20 protein-coding genes are annotated in these 17,484 nt (G+C 53.8%); all 20 read right to left on the reverse strand.

Going from position 1 to position 17,484, the window contains the following annotated elements:
- Positions 1-25 precede the first annotated feature (25 nt).
- The 20 genes from atpG to NH461_RS16550 all read right to left on the reverse strand — a co-directional run bounded on the left by atpG (position 26) and on the right by NH461_RS16550 (position 17,165).
- On the reverse strand, positions 26-892 hold the full coding sequence (gene atpG, locus NH461_RS16455) for a F0F1 ATP synthase subunit gamma (RefSeq protein ID WP_261601335.1): 867 nt from the start codon (positions 890-892) through the stop codon (positions 26-28).
- Positions 893-936: 44 nt separating this feature from the next.
- Entirely contained in the window at positions 937-2,478 is a 1,542-nt protein-coding gene (gene atpA, locus NH461_RS16460) for a F0F1 ATP synthase subunit alpha (RefSeq protein WP_261601336.1), read from the reverse strand.
- 16 nt (positions 2,479-2,494) lie between these two features.
- On the reverse strand, positions 2,495-3,028 hold the full coding sequence (gene atpH, locus NH461_RS16465) for a F0F1 ATP synthase subunit delta (RefSeq protein ID WP_261601337.1): 534 nt from the start codon (positions 3,026-3,028) through the stop codon (positions 2,495-2,497).
- 16 nt (positions 3,029-3,044) lie between these two features.
- Positions 3,045-3,515 (reverse strand): F0F1 ATP synthase subunit B, encoded by a 471-nt coding sequence (gene atpF, locus NH461_RS16470; protein WP_261601338.1) that lies wholly within the window; start codon positions 3,513-3,515, stop codon positions 3,045-3,047.
- Positions 3,516-3,562: 47 nt separating this feature from the next.
- Positions 3,563-3,820: a F0F1 ATP synthase subunit C gene (gene atpE / locus NH461_RS16475; RefSeq protein ID WP_005302247.1), complete on the reverse strand. Its 258-nt coding sequence runs from the start codon at positions 3,818-3,820 to the stop codon at positions 3,563-3,565.
- Between the two features lie 67 nt (positions 3,821-3,887).
- The gene (gene atpB / locus NH461_RS16480) at positions 3,888-4,676 is read right to left on the reverse strand and encodes a F0F1 ATP synthase subunit A (protein ID WP_261601339.1); all 789 of its coding nucleotides are present in this window, start codon (positions 4,674-4,676) and stop codon (positions 3,888-3,890) included.
- Positions 4,677-4,684: 8 nt separating this feature from the next.
- A complete protein-coding gene (locus tag NH461_RS16485) occupies positions 4,685-5,074 on the reverse strand; it encodes a F0F1 ATP synthase subunit I (protein ID WP_261601340.1) in 390 nt (129 codons plus the stop codon).
- A gap of 178 nt (positions 5,075-5,252) precedes the next feature.
- A complete protein-coding gene (locus NH461_RS16490) occupies positions 5,253-6,140 on the reverse strand; it encodes a ParB/RepB/Spo0J family partition protein (protein ID WP_261602935.1) in 888 nt (295 codons plus the stop codon).
- Positions 6,141-6,157: 17 nt separating this feature from the next.
- A complete protein-coding gene (locus tag NH461_RS16495) occupies positions 6,158-6,952 on the reverse strand; it encodes a ParA family protein (RefSeq protein ID WP_261601341.1) in 795 nt (264 codons plus the stop codon).
- A 15-nt stretch (positions 6,953-6,967) separates the two neighbouring features.
- The gene (gene rsmG / locus NH461_RS16500; protein ID WP_261601342.1) at positions 6,968-7,588 is read right to left on the reverse strand and encodes a 16S rRNA (guanine(527)-N(7))-methyltransferase RsmG; all 621 of its coding nucleotides are present in this window, start codon (positions 7,586-7,588) and stop codon (positions 6,968-6,970) included.
- Between the two features lie 9 nt (positions 7,589-7,597).
- Entirely contained in the window at positions 7,598-9,487 is a 1,890-nt protein-coding gene (gene mnmG / locus NH461_RS16505) for a tRNA uridine-5-carboxymethylaminomethyl(34) synthesis enzyme MnmG (RefSeq protein ID WP_261601343.1), read from the reverse strand.
- A 426-nt stretch (positions 9,488-9,913) separates the two neighbouring features.
- Entirely contained in the window at positions 9,914-10,360 is a 447-nt protein-coding gene (gene mioC, locus NH461_RS16510) for an FMN-binding protein MioC (protein WP_261601344.1), read from the reverse strand.
- Positions 10,361-10,834: 474 nt separating this feature from the next.
- Positions 10,835-12,202, reverse strand: coding sequence for a tRNA uridine-5-carboxymethylaminomethyl(34) synthesis GTPase MnmE (gene mnmE, locus NH461_RS16515; RefSeq protein WP_261602936.1), 1,368 nt, complete (start codon positions 12,200-12,202; stop codon positions 10,835-10,837).
- 158 nt (positions 12,203-12,360) lie between these two features.
- Positions 12,361-13,977, reverse strand: a complete 1,617-nt coding sequence (gene yidC, locus NH461_RS16520; protein ID WP_261601345.1) for a membrane protein insertase YidC — start codon at positions 13,975-13,977, stop codon at positions 12,361-12,363.
- A 2-nt stretch (positions 13,978-13,979) separates the two neighbouring features.
- Complete coding sequence (gene yidD / locus NH461_RS16525; RefSeq protein ID WP_261601346.1) at positions 13,980-14,237, reverse strand: membrane protein insertion efficiency factor YidD; 258 nt, start codon at positions 14,235-14,237, stop codon at positions 13,980-13,982.
- Positions 14,204-14,569 (reverse strand): ribonuclease P protein component, encoded by a 366-nt coding sequence (gene rnpA, locus NH461_RS16530; protein WP_410000085.1) that lies wholly within the window; start codon positions 14,567-14,569, stop codon positions 14,204-14,206. The genes yidD and rnpA overlap by 34 nt, the downstream gene beginning before the upstream one ends.
- Positions 14,570-14,572: 3 nt before the next feature.
- Positions 14,573-14,707, reverse strand: coding sequence for a 50S ribosomal protein L34 (gene rpmH, locus NH461_RS16535; protein ID WP_081669218.1), 135 nt, complete (start codon positions 14,705-14,707; stop codon positions 14,573-14,575).
- Between the two features lie 152 nt (positions 14,708-14,859).
- Positions 14,860-15,630, reverse strand: coding sequence for an amino acid ABC transporter ATP-binding protein (locus tag NH461_RS16540; protein WP_261601347.1), 771 nt, complete (start codon positions 15,628-15,630; stop codon positions 14,860-14,862).
- Positions 15,627-16,298, reverse strand: a complete 672-nt coding sequence (locus NH461_RS16545) for an amino acid ABC transporter permease (RefSeq protein WP_261601348.1) — start codon at positions 16,296-16,298, stop codon at positions 15,627-15,629. The genes NH461_RS16540 and NH461_RS16545 overlap by 4 nt, the downstream gene beginning before the upstream one ends.
- Before the next feature lie 111 nt (positions 16,299-16,409).
- Positions 16,410-17,165, reverse strand: a complete 756-nt coding sequence (locus NH461_RS16550; protein ID WP_261601349.1) for an amino acid ABC transporter substrate-binding protein — start codon at positions 17,163-17,165, stop codon at positions 16,410-16,412.
- Positions 17,166-17,484: the final 319 nt, after the last annotated feature.

Genomic DNA, 17,484 nt, shown 5'->3' on the forward strand with positions numbered 1-17,484 from the left:
CCTCTAAACTTAAAAATTCTTTGCCTTAAACAGCGGAGGCACCAGATACGATTTCCGACAGCTCTTGTGTGATCGCAGCCTGACGGGCTTTGTTATACACAAGTTGCAGTTCGTCAATCAGGTTACCTGCATTATCTGTTGCTGCTTTCATCGCAACCATTCGAGCGGCCTGTTCACAGGCCAGGTTCTCGACCACACCCTGGTAGACCTGAGATTCGGCATAGCGAACCAGCAGGGTATCCAGCAGGGCTTTCGGCTCAGGCTCATAGATATAGTCCCAAGCATGACTGCGCTGCATTTCTTCGTCTTCCGACTTAGGCAAAGGCAGCAATTGATCAATCACTGGTTGCTGCACCATGGTATTTACAAACTTGTTGTAAACCAGGTACAGGCGATCCAATTGGCCTTCATCATATTTCTTCAGCATCACGCCGACGGTACCAATCAGCTCATCCACTGATGGGTTGTCACCCAGGCCAGAGACCTGCGCTTGGACATTACCGCCATAGCTGTTAAAGAATGCTGTGGCTTTCGCCCCAACCAGGGCCAGATCCACCTCAACACCTTTGTCTGACCAGCCTTTGATGTCCGTCAGGGCTTGCTTGAACAGGTTAATGTTCAGGCCGCCACACAGACCGCGGTCAGTTGAAACAATGATGTAACCAACGCGCTTGGCTTCACGCTCCTCAAGATAAGGGTGCTTATACTCAAGGCTACCAAGGGCGATATGACCGATCACTTTGCGCATAGTTTGTGCGTATGGACGTGATGATTCCATGGCATCTTGCGTTTTACGCATTTTAGATGCAGCAACCATCTCCATCGCTTTGGTGATCTTCTGCGTGTTTTTCACACTACCGATCTTGTTACGAATCTCTTTTGCGCCGGCCATCGTTACTCTCCGTTAGTAGGTGATCGCAAGCGATCACCAACCAATTACCAAGTCTGGGTCGCTTTGAAATCTTCAACCAGTTTTACAAACTGAGCTTCGATTTCGTCGTTCCACGCACCCGTTTCATCAACCTGAGATACCAACTCAGCGTATTGAGCTTTGGCATAAGAAAGCAACGCGGCTTCGAAGTCTGCCAGCTTTTCCAGCTCAACATCGTTCAGGTAGCCTTTTTCCGCAGCAAAGATCACCACCGCCTGCTCAAATACAGACATTGGTGCATACTGCTTCTGCTTCATCAGCTCGGTCACTTTCTGACCGTGATTCAGCTGCTTCTTCGTTGCGTCATCAAGGTCAGACGAGAACTGGGCAAATGCTGCCAGCTCACGGTACTGTGCCAGGGCAGTACGGATACCACCAGACAGTTTCTTGATGATCTTGGTCTGGGCAGCACCACCAACACGCGATACAGAGATACCTGGATCAACGGCTGGACGGATACCGGCGTTGAACAGTTCTGTTTGCAGGAAGATCTGACCATCAGTGATCGAAATCACGTTGGTCGGTACGAATGCCGAGACGTCACCCGCTTGCGTTTCGATGATTGGCAGAGCCGTCAAAGAACCGGTGCGACCTTTCACTTCACCCTTGGTGAATTTTTCTACGTAGTGTTCGTTCACACGCGCAGCACGCTCTAGCAGACGAGAGTGGAGGTAGAAAACGTCACCTGGGAAGGCTTCACGGCCTGGCGGACGGCGTAGCAGCAGAGAGATCTGACGGTAAGCAACAGCCTGCTTAGACAGGTCATCGTAAACAATCAGGGCATCTTCGCCGCGGTCACGGAAGTATTCACCCATGGCACAACCAGAGTATGGCGCCAGGTATTGCAGTGCAGCCGCTTCAGAAGCAGATGCCACAACAACGATGGTGTTTGCCAGTGCACCGTGCTCTTCCAGCTTGCGCACAACGTTGGCAATGGTCGACGCTTTCTGGCCGATCGCAACGTATACAGAGTAGATACCAGAGTTTTTCTGGTTGATGATCGCATCGATTGCCAGCGCCGTTTTACCGATCTGACGGTCACCGATGATCAGCTCACGCTGGCCACGGCCGATTGGGATCATTGAGTCAACCGCTTTGTAGCCGGTCTGAACTGGCTGATCAACCGATTTACGGTCGATTACGCCTGGTGCAATCACTTCAACTGGAGAGAATGTCTCCGTTTCGATTGGACCTTTACCGTCAATTGGCTCACCCAGCGTGTTGACGACACGGCCAAGCAGTGCAGGGCCAACCGGTACCTCAAGGATACGGCCGGTACCTGTAACTTTCATGCCTTCCTGAAGGTCAGCATATGGGCCCATGACAACCGCACCAACCGAGTCGCGCTCAAGGTTCAGTGCCAGTGCATAGCGGCCACCTGGTAATTCAATCATTTCACCTTGCATTACGTCTGCAAGGCCATGGATACGAACAATACCGTCGCTTACCGAGACGATGGTACCTTCGTTACGCGCTTCACTGGCAACGTTGAATTTTTCAATACGCTGCTTGATCAGTGCGCTAATTTCCGTGGAATTAAGTTGCATGCTCCAATTCCCCAAATCAAGACTGCAAAGCATCGCTCAGGCGGGCTAGTTTGCCGCGCACAGAGTTATCGATGACCAAGTCTCCAGCTCTAATAACAACCCCGGCAATCAGGGCCTCGTCTACACTGCAATTCAGCTTAACCTTACGCTCCAGACGCGCTTCTAATTTCTCGCTGATCGCGGCAAGTTGACTCTCGTCCAGGGTAACTGCAGAAGTTACTTCGGCATCGATCGTCTTTTCATGTTCGTTTTTCAGGAACAGGAACTCGTCGCAGACATCAGGGAGCGCTTTCAGGCGTCCGTTTTCAGCCATCACCTTGATCAGGTTCTGACCGAACTCGTTGAGTTGCTCGCCGCAGACTGAAATGAAGATCTCAGTCAGCTTGTCAGCCGCATAGCCACTATCCAGAATATCGCGGATGGTGTCATTGTGGGCGACTTCGGCAGCAAAGGTGAGCATCTCAGCCCATTGGGCCAGCTCACCTTTCTCAACCGCAAAATCAAAGGCTGCTTTAGCGTAGGGGCGTGCGATAGTAGTCAAATCAGACATGTGCTTGCCCCTTTAATTACAGTTGTGCAGTGACTTTGTTAAGAAGATCAGCGTGCGCATCTTTGTCGATGGAACGCTCGATGATTTTCTCAGCACCAATCACAGCCAGAGTCGCAACTTGCTTGCGTAGATCATCACGAGCGCGGTTACGTTCGGCGTCGATCTCAGCAAGACCTTGGGCCAGAATTTTCTCACGCTCGGCTTGGGCTTCCGCCTTGGCCTCTTCGATGATTTGAGCTTTGCGTTTGTTCGCTTGCTCAACAATGTTAGTTGCAGTTTGTTTTGCTTCTTTTAGTTGTTCAGAAGCATTCGCTTGCGCCAGGTTCAGATCTTTGGCAGCCCTATCAGCGGCTGCCAAACCGTCAGCAATTTTTTTCTGACGCTCTTCAATCGCTTCCATGATCGGTGGCCATACATATTTCATGCAGAACACGACGAACAGGAAGAACGCGATAGCCTGACCCAGCAAAGTTGCATTCATATTCACAACGGCATCTCCTTAAAAAGGGTTGCTATGGGTCCGTTCGTTATTAATTAGCCAGCTAGTTGGCCAACGAATGGGTTCGCGAATGTGAATAGTAGAGCAATAACGATACCGATCATTGGAACCGCATCAAGCAGACCTGCAATGATGAACATCTTAACTTGCAGCATTGGAGCCATTTCAGGTTGACGCGCTGCGCCTTCAAGGAATTTACCGCCCAGCAGTGCGAAGCCAATCGCAGTACCCAGTGCAGCAAGACCTACAATGATGCCCACGGCAATTGCAGAAAAGCTTAGTAAAGTTTCCATCACTATCTCCAGTTTATAGTTGTCGGCTAAAGTGCCAGTAAAAAATTGAATAATTTACAAAAAATCGTTAATGATTGTCTTCATGCGCCTGAGACAGGTACACAATAGTCAACATCATAAACACGAATGATTGAATTGTAATGACCAGGATGTGGAAAATAGCCCACGGGAGCGAGCCCAGCCATTGTGCCCACCACGGCATCAGTGCCGCGATAAGGATAAACACCACCTCACCGGCAAACATGTTACCGAACAGACGCATACCCAGTGAAATCGGCTTCGCTAACAGCGATACAACTTCAAGAAGCAGGTTGAACGGGATCATGACCGGATGATTGAACGGGTGAAGTGCCAGTTCTTTGACAAAGCCACCCAGGCCTTTCACTTTGATGCTGTAGTAGATCATCAATGCGAACACACCCAGTGCCATTGCCATGGTGATGTTGACATCAGCAGTTGGTACAACCTTAAGATAAGGAATACCTAACCAATGCTCTGCCGGATACGGGAGGAAATCGATAGGCACAAGGTCCATCGTATTCATCAGGAATATCCAACAGAAGATGGTCAGAGCCAGCGGAGCAATCAGTGGGTTGCGGCCATGGAAAGTATCTTTGACGTTGGTGTCAACGAACTCTACCAAGATTTCCACAAGACACTGCAGCTTGCCTGGAACTCCCGACGTTGCCTTCTTCGCTACTGAACGAAACAGCCATAAAAAGGCCATCCCGGTCAGGACAGAGAATACAAGGCTATCTATGTGAACCGTCCAGAAACTGCCATCACCCACTGCCAGATTGGTCAGGTGGTGGGTAATGTAGCCCGACGGCGTAAGCGCTTCACCTGGCGCAGCCATAACTCATCCTATTTGTTGTTGTTAATGAATAAAACCGGCCCAAAGATATTAATCCCGAGAGCCAGCAAATAGGTCAGTTTGAGGGGAACAAGTTCCACCTCGACATACAGGTAAACAACCGCAAACAAGATAACTGTGATGAGAATTTTGAGCACTTCGCCACCGTAAAAGGACGCCATGATCAGCCGTGCCTTGCGGGCACCGCTAAACAAAAACGCACAGGTCGCGAAGACGGCATTGGCAATCACAAAGATGCCACCACCGATTAGTGCGGAGATTCCCCAGTCAACGCTGACAGCAAACACTGCCATGATTGCCGTTGTCAATACGACGCCAGATTGTAACAACAACAACCGTTTCGCCAGTTGGCGTCCCGGTCTCACCAGCGCCGATACCATGTATTCATTCCTCGAGTCCGTTCCACTGCACATACGTCGTGCTGGGAAAACTGCGAAAATTATACGGCTCATCAAGCTGAATGCAATCTAATCACAGCAAAAAAAAGTGTTAGATTTTACAACACAATAACCTGATCACGCCGTGGTAATTTTTGCAACATTATCACTACGTTTTACGTCACATTTCGTGACCAAACATTGCAATAAATTGCTCTAATTTGTGGGCTTCATCAAAACTGAACGTGATTTTTCCTTTCCCGTTTTTCTGCCGGTTAATGGCGACCTGGGTGCCGAAGTGCTCACTCAGATGATTTTCTGCCGCCTGCAGCTTCGGATCCGCCGCGGACGCTGCCGGGGTTGTTTCCGGCTGTTGCAACCGCTTGACTAACTTTTCCGTTTCACGCACGGTTAACATCTTGGCGACAACCAGTTGCGCCGCTTCCAGTTGCTGCTCCGGTGCCAGCGCCAGCAAGGCACGGCCATGGCCCATTTCCAGCTGATGCTGCTCGACCATGCGCTTCACCGGCTCAGCCAGTTGATTCAGCCGCAGTAGATTGGAGACCGTGGTCCGGGATTTACCGACCGCTTCCGCCACCTGCTGGTGCGTCAGGGAAAACTCATCCAGTAACTGCGCCAGCGCCTGGGCTTCTTCTATGGCATTGAGATCTTCACGCTGAATATTCTCAATCAGCGCCACGGCCACGGTGGCCCGGTCATCAATAGCCTTAATAATACAAGGGACTTTCTGAAGCCCGGCTTGACGGGCAGCCCGCCAACGTCGCTCGCCAGCCACAATTTCAAATTGCTGCGGCGCAATCTCCCGCACCACAATCGGCTGGATCACCCCTTGTGCACGAATCGAATCCGCCAGCTCGGCCAGCGCTTCCTCGGCGATGGCTTTGCGCGGCTGGAACTGTCCCGGCTGCAACTGGCTGACCGTCAGCTCCTGTAACCGGCCATCAGCCGAGAGTGTCTGTGCCTGATCGGCTCGCTGCTGCTTGGCCTGGGCGACTGAGCTGGTTGCCAGCAGTGCGTCCAGACCTTTTCCCAGGCCCCGTCTACTCATATTCATGTGTTTACCCTTTATGCATCCACTGCACCGGCCCGGCGCTCGGTTTCATCACGGCGAATCATCTCGCCGGCCAGGGCCAGATAGGCCTTGGCACCGCTGGAATACTTGTCATAGTACATGGCCGGTCGGCCATGGCTCGGCGCTTCGGCCAGCCGGACATTACGCGGGATCACGGTGCGGTAGACTTTTTCACCAAAGTGTTTCTTGATCTGCTCGGAGACTTCAGTGGCCAGACGGTTACGCGGATCATACATGGTCCGCAGCAACCCTTCGATTTTCAGCTCACTGTTGACCACCGCAGTCAGCTTGCTGATGGTATCCATCAGGGCGGTCAGCCCCTCCAGCGCGAAATACTCACACTGCATCGGGACCAGCACGGAATCGGCAGCTGCCATCGCATTGATTGTAAGAAGGTTCAAAGCGGGGGGACAATCGATAAAGATGAAATCATAGTTACCACGAACTCCCTCTAAAGCGTTACGCAGACGAACTTCGCGGGCAAACACTTCCATCAGTTTGATTTCAGCGGCCGTCACATCACCATTGGCGGCTATCAGGTGATAACCGCCGGTGGTGTCCGTACAGACGACCTGTTCAAATGGGGTTTCTTCGACCAGAAGGTCATAGGCTGTTGCATCGACCTGATACTTATCGACACCGCTGGCCATAGTGGCATTTCCCTGCGGATCGAGATCGATGACCAGTACTTTACGTTGCGTCGCCGCCAGTGATGCCGCGAGATTGACGCAAGTGGTGGTTTTACCCACACCTCCTTTCTGATTGGCTACAGCTATGACTCTTCCCACGAAAAATCCTCATCCTTAGTCCTTTGCCGTCAAGATTACTAGATGGCGTTCGCCTTCCAGCTCCGGAACTTGCAAAGATTTGACTTCAGTCACAGAACACCACGCCGGGAGCTCTGTCACTTCTTGTTGATTAAACTGCCCCTTGAGGGCCATAAAGCAGCCATGCTCGGCCGGCAGGTGGTGACACCAGGACACCATATCGCTCATGGACGCAAATGCCCGGCTCAATACTGCATCAAAGCCCAGCTCAGGCTGGAATTCTTCGACCCGGCTTTGGACCGGCGTCACATTGGCAATCGCCAATTCATGAAGCACTTGGCGGATAAACCGGATCCGCTTCCCCAGGCTGTCGAGCAGAGTAAAGTCCTGCGCCGGGTTCATGATGGCCAGCGGGATCCCGGGGAGGCCCGGGCCGGTGCCGACATCAATAAAGCGCTCACCCACCAGGTGCGGGCTGACCACAATACTATCCATGATATGTTTCACTAACATCTCATCGGGATCGCGGACCGAGGTCAGATTATACGCTTTATTCCATTTATGCAGCAGGGCAACATACCCCACCAGTTGGTCCAGTTGTCGATCTGTGACCTGGAGATCAGTCTGGGCAATCAGTTGTGCCAAACGCTGTTTCACTACGGGCTCCTATTCGCCTTTTTTCAGCATGCCTTGTTTTTTCAGATACACCAGCAGCAGTGAGATCGCCGCCGGGGTGATCCCGGAGATCCGCGAGGCCATACCAATGGTTTCCGGCTTGGCGTCATTGAGTTTGCTGATCACTTCATTAGAAAGCCCTTTGACCAGGCTGTAGTCCAGCGCCAGCGGCAGCTTGGTTTTCTCATGGCGGAGGGATTTTTCCACTTCCTCTTTCTGGCGATCGATATAGCCCTGGTACTTGACCTGAATTTCCACCTGCTCTGCGGCCTGTGCATCTTCATGTGCCGGACCGAACATCTCGATATCCGTCAACTGCTTGTAATCCACTTCCGGACGACGCAGCAGATCTTCACCGCTGGCTTCGCGGGCGATCGGGGTTTTGAGGACCGCGTTGACTTGATCCACCTGATCCGAGTTTGGCGTGATCCAGATCCCTTGCAAGCGCTGACGCTCCTGCGCGATGTTTTCCATTTTCTGGTTAAAGCGCGTCCAGCGCTCATCATCGACCAGACCAAATTCGCGGCCGATTTCGGTCAGACGCAGATCGGCATTGTCTTCGCGCAACAGCAGACGGTATTCGGCACGGGAAGTAAACATCCGGTACGGCTCTTTGGTGCCCATAGTGGACAAGTCATCAATCAACACGCCCATATAAGCCTGGTCGCGGCGCGGACTCCAGCCTTCGCGATCCTGGGCTTGCAACGCCGCGTTCATCCCGGCCAGCAGGCCCTGGGCCGCGGCTTCTTCATATCCGGTGGTACCGTTAATCTGACCGGCAAAGAACAGGCCAGCAATAAATTTGGTTTCAAACGTCTGCTTCAGATCGCGCGGGTCAAAGAAATCGTACTCAATGGCATAACCCGGACGCATGATGGCGGCATTTTCAAAGCCTTTCATCGAACGCACAATTTGCAGCTGCACATCAAACGGCAGGCTGGTGGAGATCCCATTCGGGTATAACTCGTGCGTGGTCAGGCCTTCCGGTTCAATAAAGATCTGGTGGCTGTTTTTATCGGCAAAACGCATCACCTTGTCTTCGATCGACGGGCAGTAGCGTGGGCCGATCCCTTCGATCACCCCGGAATACATCGGGCTGCGATCCAGGTTATTGCGGATCACGTCATGGGTCTGCTCATTGGTATGGGTGATATAGCACGGGATCTGGCGCGGATGATCCGAGGCTTTGCCGATAAAAGAGAAGACCGGCGTCGGATTGTCCCCGTGCTGGGCTTCGAGTTGGCTAAAATCAACAGTGCGTGCGTCAATGCGCGGGGGGGTCCCGGTTTTCAGGCGATCGACGCGAAACGGCAGTTCACGCAGACGACGGGCCAGGGCGATCGACGGTGGATCCCCGGCGCGGCCACCGCTGTAGTTATCCAGACCAATATGGATCTTCCCGCCCAGGAAGGTGCCGACAGTCAATACCACGGTCTTGCCGCGGAACTTCAGCCCCATTTCCGTCACGACACCAACGGCGCGATCATTTTCGACGATCAGATCATCCACGGCCTGCTGGAACAGCATCAGGTTCGGCTGGTTTTCCAGTTTTTCACGGACCGCTGCCTTGTACAGGGCACGATCGGCCTGAGCACGGGTGGCACGAACGGCTGGGCCTTTCGATGAGTTCAGGGTCCGGAACTGGATCCCGCCCTTATCGATCGCCTGGGCCATCAGGCCTCCCAGGGCGTCCACTTCTTTAACCAGGTGTCCTTTCCCGATCCCGCCAATGGCTGGGTTACATGACATTTGTCCCAGCGTATCGATGTTATGCGTTAAAAGTAAGGTTTTTTGTCCCATTCGGGCAGCTGCCAAAGCGGCTTCGGTACCGGCATGGCCGCCACCAACGACGATGACATCAAAGTTATCCTGGTAAAACATGAAACTACCTCAGGTATTCAAAATCGCCAACGCGTATCTGCGAGCAAAGGTGGATCATTCTATCCTTTTTCTGAGGCTGAGAGAATCTTTCGTGATGATCATTTGATCCGGGAAAAAGCGGTTCTTAAATATATATAAGATCTTTTTAAAGATCTTTTATTGGATCTATTATTTAGTTCGCCGGATCGTGTGGATAAGCGTGAAATGATCCTAATGATCATAATGTTAGAGAGGATCATTTGCTGTGGAGTGCCATGGATCTTCCCAAGGATTAGCTGGGATCAAAAAGCCGAGTTATCAACAAGGGGTGGGCCGCCTGGATCTTATTCAATGGATAACTATGGGTTGATCACGGTTTAGATCTATAGTTACCCACAGAAAAAAGTGAATCTCAGGCTCGGTTTGGGTGTTATTTTTGTTGATTATTTAACCGCGCAGGTGGTTTTTCCAGGTTTCCAGCCAGGTTTCTGCCGGATCTTCCGGGACCGGATCCTGGGATACATCAATCTCCAGTCGCTCTCCCAGTCGGTTTGCACCCAGGGATCCCAGCAACTGATCGATATTTTTGGCGGCCGCGCAAAAGGTATCGTAACTGCGATCGCCCAGGCCGATGATCCCGTATTGTAGCGGGCTCAAATCCGGCTGCTCGGTGCTCAGTTGCTCGGTAAAAGGCAGGAAGTTATCCGGATATTCGCCGGCCCCGTGGGTGGAGCACACCACCAGCCAGATATTCTCGGTATTGAGCGTAGCCAGGTCGGCCTGATTGATGATGTCGGTGCTGTGGCCGTCTTGCTCAAGCAGCTCGGCCAGGTGGTCCGCAACGTATTCGGCGCCGCCCAAGGTGCTGCCGGTAATTAGGGTGATATGGCTCATGGTTCCCTCGCTGGATAAATTATTCACAGGCATTGTACTGGCTTTGACGCTGGAGAAAAGCGGGAATCTGTGGGGTTTTTCAGCTTTCAGCCACAGTGTTATACACAAGGTGATCCGGATCGTGGGTGCCGTTGGATCCCTTGGCGAGCCGATAGGCAGGATCTGGTTTGCGATCGACGCGGAGATGCCGGCAGGATCCCGGAGCGGGGATCCTTGGGAATGACTGATACCGGATGCGGGGCTGCCTGTTCGAGAGATCGCTGGCGATGAAGGCCTGATTCCGGGGGGATGATGTGTACGCGCCGCAGGTTGGCGGAGACGGTGGTATTGGGTTTTGTTTGGTTCTGGGGCTGGAAGCGCCCGCGTCGCTCCTGAGGGCGTTTGAAGATCCTCTGTGGCAAGTCTCGGGAATGACTGAGCAGGGATGCGGGAGCGAGGGCTACCAGCCGCCTGTGGGGCAGGCGGCTGGCGGAATTACTTCCCGATACAGAAGGAGGTAAAGATCCGGCCGAGCAGATCGTCGGAGGTGAACTCTCCGGTGATCTCGCTGAGGTGTTGCTGGGCCAGGCGCAGCTCTTCGGCCAGGATCTCGCCGGCCATGAAGCCTTCGAGCTGGTCGCGGCCGGTTTCTAAATGGCTCGCTGCGCGCTCCAGGGCTTCGAGGTGGCGGCGGCGGGCCATAAAGCCGCCCTCGGTGGTGCCCTGAAAGCCCATGCAGGCCTTGAGGTGCTCACGCAGGCTGTCGACGCCGTCGCCGGTACGGGCTGACAGGCGGATCAGCGGTGGGTTGTTGACGTGGCAAATGCCGCTCGACTCTCCGGTCAGCTCTACCTTATTGCGGATCACGGTCAGGCCGAGATTATCCGGCAGACGTTCGACGAAGTCCGGCCAGATGTCGGCCGGATTCGTGGCATCGATGGTGGTACTGTCGACCATAAACAGCACCCGATCGGCCTGGCGGATTTCGTCCCAGGCCCGTTCAATCCCGATCCGCTCGACTTCGTCCGAAGCCTCGCGTAACCCGGCGGTATCGATGATGTGCAGCGGCATGCCATCGATATGGATGTGCTCGCGCAGCACGTCCCGGGTGGTCCCGGCAATATCGGTGACAATTGCGCTGTCCTTGCCGGACAGTGCGTTGAGCAGGCTGGATTTGCCGGCATTCGGACGCCCGGCGATGACCACCTTCATCCCTTCGCGAATAATCGCACCCTGGTTGGCTTCACGGCGCACGTCGCCGAGTCGGGCGATGATGTCGTGCAGATCGCCGCTGACTTTGCCGTCTGAGAGAAAGTCGATTTCCTCTTCCGGAAAGTCGATGGCTGCTTCGACGTAGATACGCAAATGGATCAGGGCTTCCACCAGCGCGTTGACCCGGGTCGAGAAAGCGCCCTGGAGCGACTGGAACGCACTTTTCGCCGCTTCTTCGGAGCTGGCATCAATCAGATCGGCAATGGCTTCAGCCTGGGCCAGATCCAGCTTGTCGTTCATAAAGGCTCGCTCGGAGAACTCCCCAGGTCGCGCGGCGCGAATGCCGTCAATGTGCAGGATACGGCGGATCATCATATCCATCAGTACCGGACCGCCGTGGCCTTGCAGCTCGAGCACATCTTCTCCGGTAAAGGAGTTCGGTCCCTGGAAGAACAGGGCAATGCCCTGATCCAGTGCGCTGCCGTCTTCGTTTTTAAACGGCAGGTATTCCGCGAAGCGGGGTTTAAGCGCCCGGCCGGCGACGGCCAGGGCGACGTCTTTGGCCTTGGGGCCAGAGACGCGAATAATGCCGACGCCGCCACGCCCCGGTGGGGTGGCCTGCGCGACAATGGTGTCCGTATATTCGTTCATCATGTGAGCTTGCTTTGTTATTCGCTGACTAAATCGCGGGGGTCTATGCTGCAATTGTAATCAGACTCGTGGCGAATGCCCAGCGCTAGCAACCGGGCCGGGCGTGGCGAAACAAAAAAGGCGGCCATCGGCCGCCTTTTGAAAGCTTGAGGCTGACATTACTTGGAATGCAGGCCTTGTTTTTCCAGCGAACGGTAGATCAGCGTCTGCTGGATCAGCGTCACCACGTTCGACACCAGCCAGTACAGGACCAGACCGGACGGGAACCACAGGAAGAAGAAGGTGAACATCACCGGCATGAACGTCATGATCTTCTGCTGCATCGGATCGGTGATAGTCGTTGGGCTCATCTTCTGGATCAGGAACATGGTCACACCCATCAGGATCGGCAGGACGTAGTACGGGTCCTGAGCTGACAGGTCATGGATCCAGGCGAAGAACGGCGCGTGACGCAGTTCAACCGACTCCATCAGGGACCAGTACAGGGCGATGAAGATTGGCATCTGCAGCAAGATTGGCAGACAGCCACCCAGTGGGTTGACCTTCTCTTTCTTGTACAGCTCCATCATTTCCTGGCTCATGCGCTGGCGGTCATCGCCCAGGCGCTCACGCATCGCTTGCAGTTTTGGCTGCAGCATGCGCATTTTCGCCATGGAGGTGTACTGTGCTTTGGTCAGCGGGTACATGGCGCCACGGACGATGAAGGTCAGGATAATGATCGCCACACCCCAGTTCACCACCAGGCCCTGAATGAACGACAGCAGGCTGTGCAGCGGGCTGGCGATGAACCACAGCCAACCGTAGTCAACGGTCAGGTTCAGGTGCGGCGCAGTCGCTTCCATCTGATCCTGAAGTTTCGGACCGACCCATAGGGTCGCGGTGAGTGTTTGCTCACTGCCCGGGGCGACGGTGGTCACCGGCAGGCGGACACCGATATAACCCAGGCCGTTGCCGGTGCGGGTGTACAGGTTGGTTGCTTCGTTGGTGCGTGGGATCCAGGCAGACACGAAGTAGTGCTGCATCATTGCGGCCCAGCCTTGCTCAGCGATCGTCAGGTTCAGGTTCTTGTCCTGCATATCGTCGAAGCTGTATTTTTCGTATTTGGTGTCATCCGCCGAGTAGGCACCGCCACGATAAGTTGGCATCGCCAGGTTACCACCGTCATCCAGCAGGTTCTGCTTCAGCTGAGCGTACATCTGCACGGTCGCGGCATTGTCTGTTGGGTTGTTGATGGTGTAGGCCACATCCACCGCGTAGCTGCCGCGTTTCAGGATGTAGGTCTTGGTGTACGCAATGCCGTCTTTGTTGTAGGTCATCGGGACACGCAGCTCGTCCTGGCCGTCTGCCAGCGTGAAACTGTCAGCGCTGACGCTCAGTTGAGCGCGGCCGGCTGTGGTGTCAATCCCGTTGGCGCCAATCAGGCCGGATTGGGCGTTGAAAGTATGGCCTGCTTCGTTTTTCAGCAGGACAAACGGGTCTGCGGAGTCGAGTTCGTTGTCATAAGCCAGCAGTTTGGCTTCAATGACGTCACCGCCAAGCGTATCGACAGTCAGCGCCAGTACATCGGTATTGATGGTGATTAGATTATCGGACGTGTTTTGGTCAGTAATTGGCTGGCCATCACCGGAATGTGAGGGAACATCACCACTGTTGTTGACTTGTTGCGCTACACCCTGTCCTTGTGGTTGAGGGGCATTGTCCATGGTCCACTGCTGGTACAGTAGGAACGAAACAAAGAGTAGGGCAATTAACAGAATATTGCGTTGGGAATCCATCGTTACTTATCTCTGTCGTTATGCTTGGTTGGCGGAACGGGGTCATAACCCCCGTCAGTTAAAGGATGACATCTTAATAGACGTTTCGTCGCGAACCAACACCCTTTTAACGCTCCATGCGCTTTTATTGATTCAAGTGCGTATTGAGAACAGGTCGGGGTAAAGCGGCAGCGCGGTCCGATGAGCGGACTGATAGCCAGTTGGTAAAAGCGGACTAGTCTAATGACTAGCCACGCGAGCGGCGAGACAGGCGATGCCATAGCTTATCTAGCAACTTAAGCAGCTCTTCATTGCTGAGCTCCTGGGCACTTTTCTTGGCAATAACGACAAAATCACAGGCTGGCAGATCGGCTTGCTTGCAGCGAAAGCTTTCGCGAACAAGACGTTTGAACTTGTTTCTGCCGACAGCAGTTTTGATCTGTTTTTTCGGGACAGCTAAACCGAGGCGTGGATGGTCAAGGCCGTTAGGGCGGGCAAGAATGGTTAAGTGTGGAGAGCCAGCGCGGTGAGCTTGCTGGAAGACATTTTTATAATGTTCGGGAGTTAACAGACGTAACTCCCGAGAGAAAGCGTGCTTACTCAAAATAATCAAAGATTATTTAGACAGACGCTTACGGCCTTTGGCGCGACGTGCATTGATTACAGCGCGGCCGTTCTTAGTAGCCATGCGTGCACGGAAGCCGTGAGTACGCTTGCGCTTTAGAACTGAAGGTTGAAAAGTGCGTTTCATGGGTTTTACCTTAAATTAACTGATCAGTTTTTAAGTTTTGTTTCCAAGTTCCGACTGCGAGCAATCGGTACCTCTAAACAAAGAGGCGGAATTGTAATCACTGGCCTGAAAATAGTCAATGATTATGCCCGCAGCAAACTACGGGCGCTGAATTATACTGTTTGTGACGTTGAGTGCAAGGATCCTTCGCGGATCCCGACTTTATTCAGGAACTTTTTCAACCGCGGATCCTGCGGATTGGTAAAGATCTGATCCGGTTTGCCCTGCTCGACAAACTCGCCGTCGGCCATGAAGATCACCCGATCGGCCACTTCGCGGGCAAACTGCATTTCATGGGTCACCACCAGCATGGTCTGATGACGGGTGGCCAGTTTTTGCATCAGGGTCAGGACCTCGCCGACCCACTCCGGATCGAGCGCTGAAGTCGGCTCGTCAAACAGCAGCAGCTCGGCTTCCAGGGCCATCGCCCGGCCGATCCCCACCCGTTGCTGCTGGCCGCCGGAGAGGGCCGCCGGGTAGTGATCGCCTTTATCGCCGAGGCCGATGTCATCGAGGATCTGCTGGGCACGCGCATAGGCATCTGGCTTGGTCCAGCCCTTGACGGTGATCAGCCCTTCGGCAATGTTCTGGCGGGCCGTCAGATGGGCAAACAGGGCGTAGTTCTGAAATACAAAGCCGGTCTTGCGGCGCAGGGCCAGGACGTCGCGCTTGGCGGCCTGCGGGCAGTCGACCGTGACATCGCCGATGGTGATTTGGCCGTCATCGGCGGTTTCCAGGAAATTGAGGCAGCGCAGCAGGGTCGATTTGCCGGTGCCGGACGGCCCGATCACCACCACGATTTCCCCTTTTTCGATGGTGAGATCGAGACCGGAGAAAATGGTGCTGTCGCCAAAGCGCTTGGCCAGGTGGCTCATCTTGATCATCGTGTGTACGCCTTGTTGAGTTTGGTTTCCGCCCAGCTCTGGACGCGGGTCAGGATCAGTACGATCCCCCAGTAAATCAGCGCCACGGCCAGGAAGGCTTCAAAAAACTTAAAGCTGGACGATGCCTCCATCTGGGCCTTGGCCATAATTTCAGCCACCCCGAGGGTAAAGGCCAGCGACGTTGATTTGATCATGTCTATGAAGTAGTTCATCAGCGACGGCAGAGCCACCCGGCTGGCTTGCGGCAGGATGATCCGGCGCATGGCCTGCAGCTCGGTCATTCCGATCGACAGGCTGGCTTCCATCTGGCTGCGGTCAATGCCGATAATCGCCGCCCGGATGGTCTCGGCTTTATAGGCGGCAAAATGCAGGCTCAGGCCGATCACGGCTGCACTGAAGGCATCGAGGCCGACGAACACCGGAAAGACCTGTGGCAGGCCGTAGTAGAGCAGAAACAGCTGTACCAGCAGCGGGGTGCCGCGAAAGAAGCTGATATAGAGCTGGCTGAACTGATCCAGCACCGGGACGCGGTAGATCCGCAGCAGGGCCAGGACCAGGGCCAGGGCCAGGGCAAACACCAGACCCCAGACGGCCATATTCAGGGTGGTCCCCAAATATTTCAGCAGGATCGGCATCAGCGACAGCATGTAGTCAAAGTCAAAACCCATAGTAAATCGGTATTCCGTAGTCAATTGGGTGAATAGAAGCGACAAAAGACCCACCTTGCGGTGAGCCTTTTAGTATAAGGATTTTTATTGGGAAATGTCTTGAGCGATTGCTTAGCGGGTAATGTCGGCATCAAACCACTTGCGAGAAATCTCCGTCAGGGTACCGTCTTCCCGCATGGCCTTCAGCGCCTGATTCACCTCATCGCGCAGTTTCTCGCCTTTCTCCGTCTTCAGGAACGGCCAGGCATTTTCAATGCGCTCGAACGGTTCGCCGGCCAGTTGTAGCGGCAGGTTGGCTTTTTTGATCAGCTCAACCGATGACAGGCGGTCCATCACGAACGCGTCGGTCCGGCCCAGGGCGACATCGTGCTCGATCCCGGTTTCATAGGTCTTGATGTTGATCTTGCCGTCTTTATCGAGCTCGCGCAGCAGCTGCTCGTAGTTTGAACCCAGGTTCACCCCGACGGTTTTGCCGTCCAGGTCTGCGGTGCTTTGAATGCTGTCGTTGCCTTTGCGAACGACCAGCTGGGCACCGTCAATCACATACGGGTCTGCGAACAGGTATTTGGCCAGGCGGGCTTCGGTGATGGTGATCTGGTTCGAAATGGTGTCGATCCGGCCGGTTTCCAGCAGGCCGAACAGGCCGGAGAAGTTGGCGGTGACAAACTCCACCTGGTAGTCATTGCGCTTGCCGATTTCGTTCCACAGGTCGACTTCAAAGCCTTGCAGCTGATCCTGCTTGACGAAGGTAAACGGGAAGTAGCGGCCTGACATGCCGACTTTGACATCGGTCGCCGCCATGGCTGCCTGACTGGCAGTCAGCGTGAGTGCTACGGCGGTCAAGGTTGTTTTAATCCAGCGTTTCATCCAGTTTACTCCTCAAAATACGGTCGTGGACGGCTTGTTTATTGATAATGCTATCTTTTAATGGGATGATCTTTTAATAACTAGGAGTTATTAGACATAACAAATAGTTCGCTTGCGGATCCGCGTTCCCACCGCGATTGTTAATAGTATTGTGGGTAAAGGGCGGTGAATTTGTGTTGATCTTAGGAATTATTGTGCGATCAATGTGTATAAGTCGGATCTTATTCACTGGATCTGCGATCTCTTTGCTGGCGATCCGGCGCCAGCAGGTATAAAATTGCATCCCTTTCGTGTTTTATTTTTCAGTGTGGAGTCGAGC

The sequence above is a fragment of the Photobacterium sp. TY1-4 genome (genome assembly GCF_025398175.1).
Lineage (GTDB): Bacteria > Pseudomonadota > Gammaproteobacteria > Enterobacterales > Vibrionaceae > Photobacterium.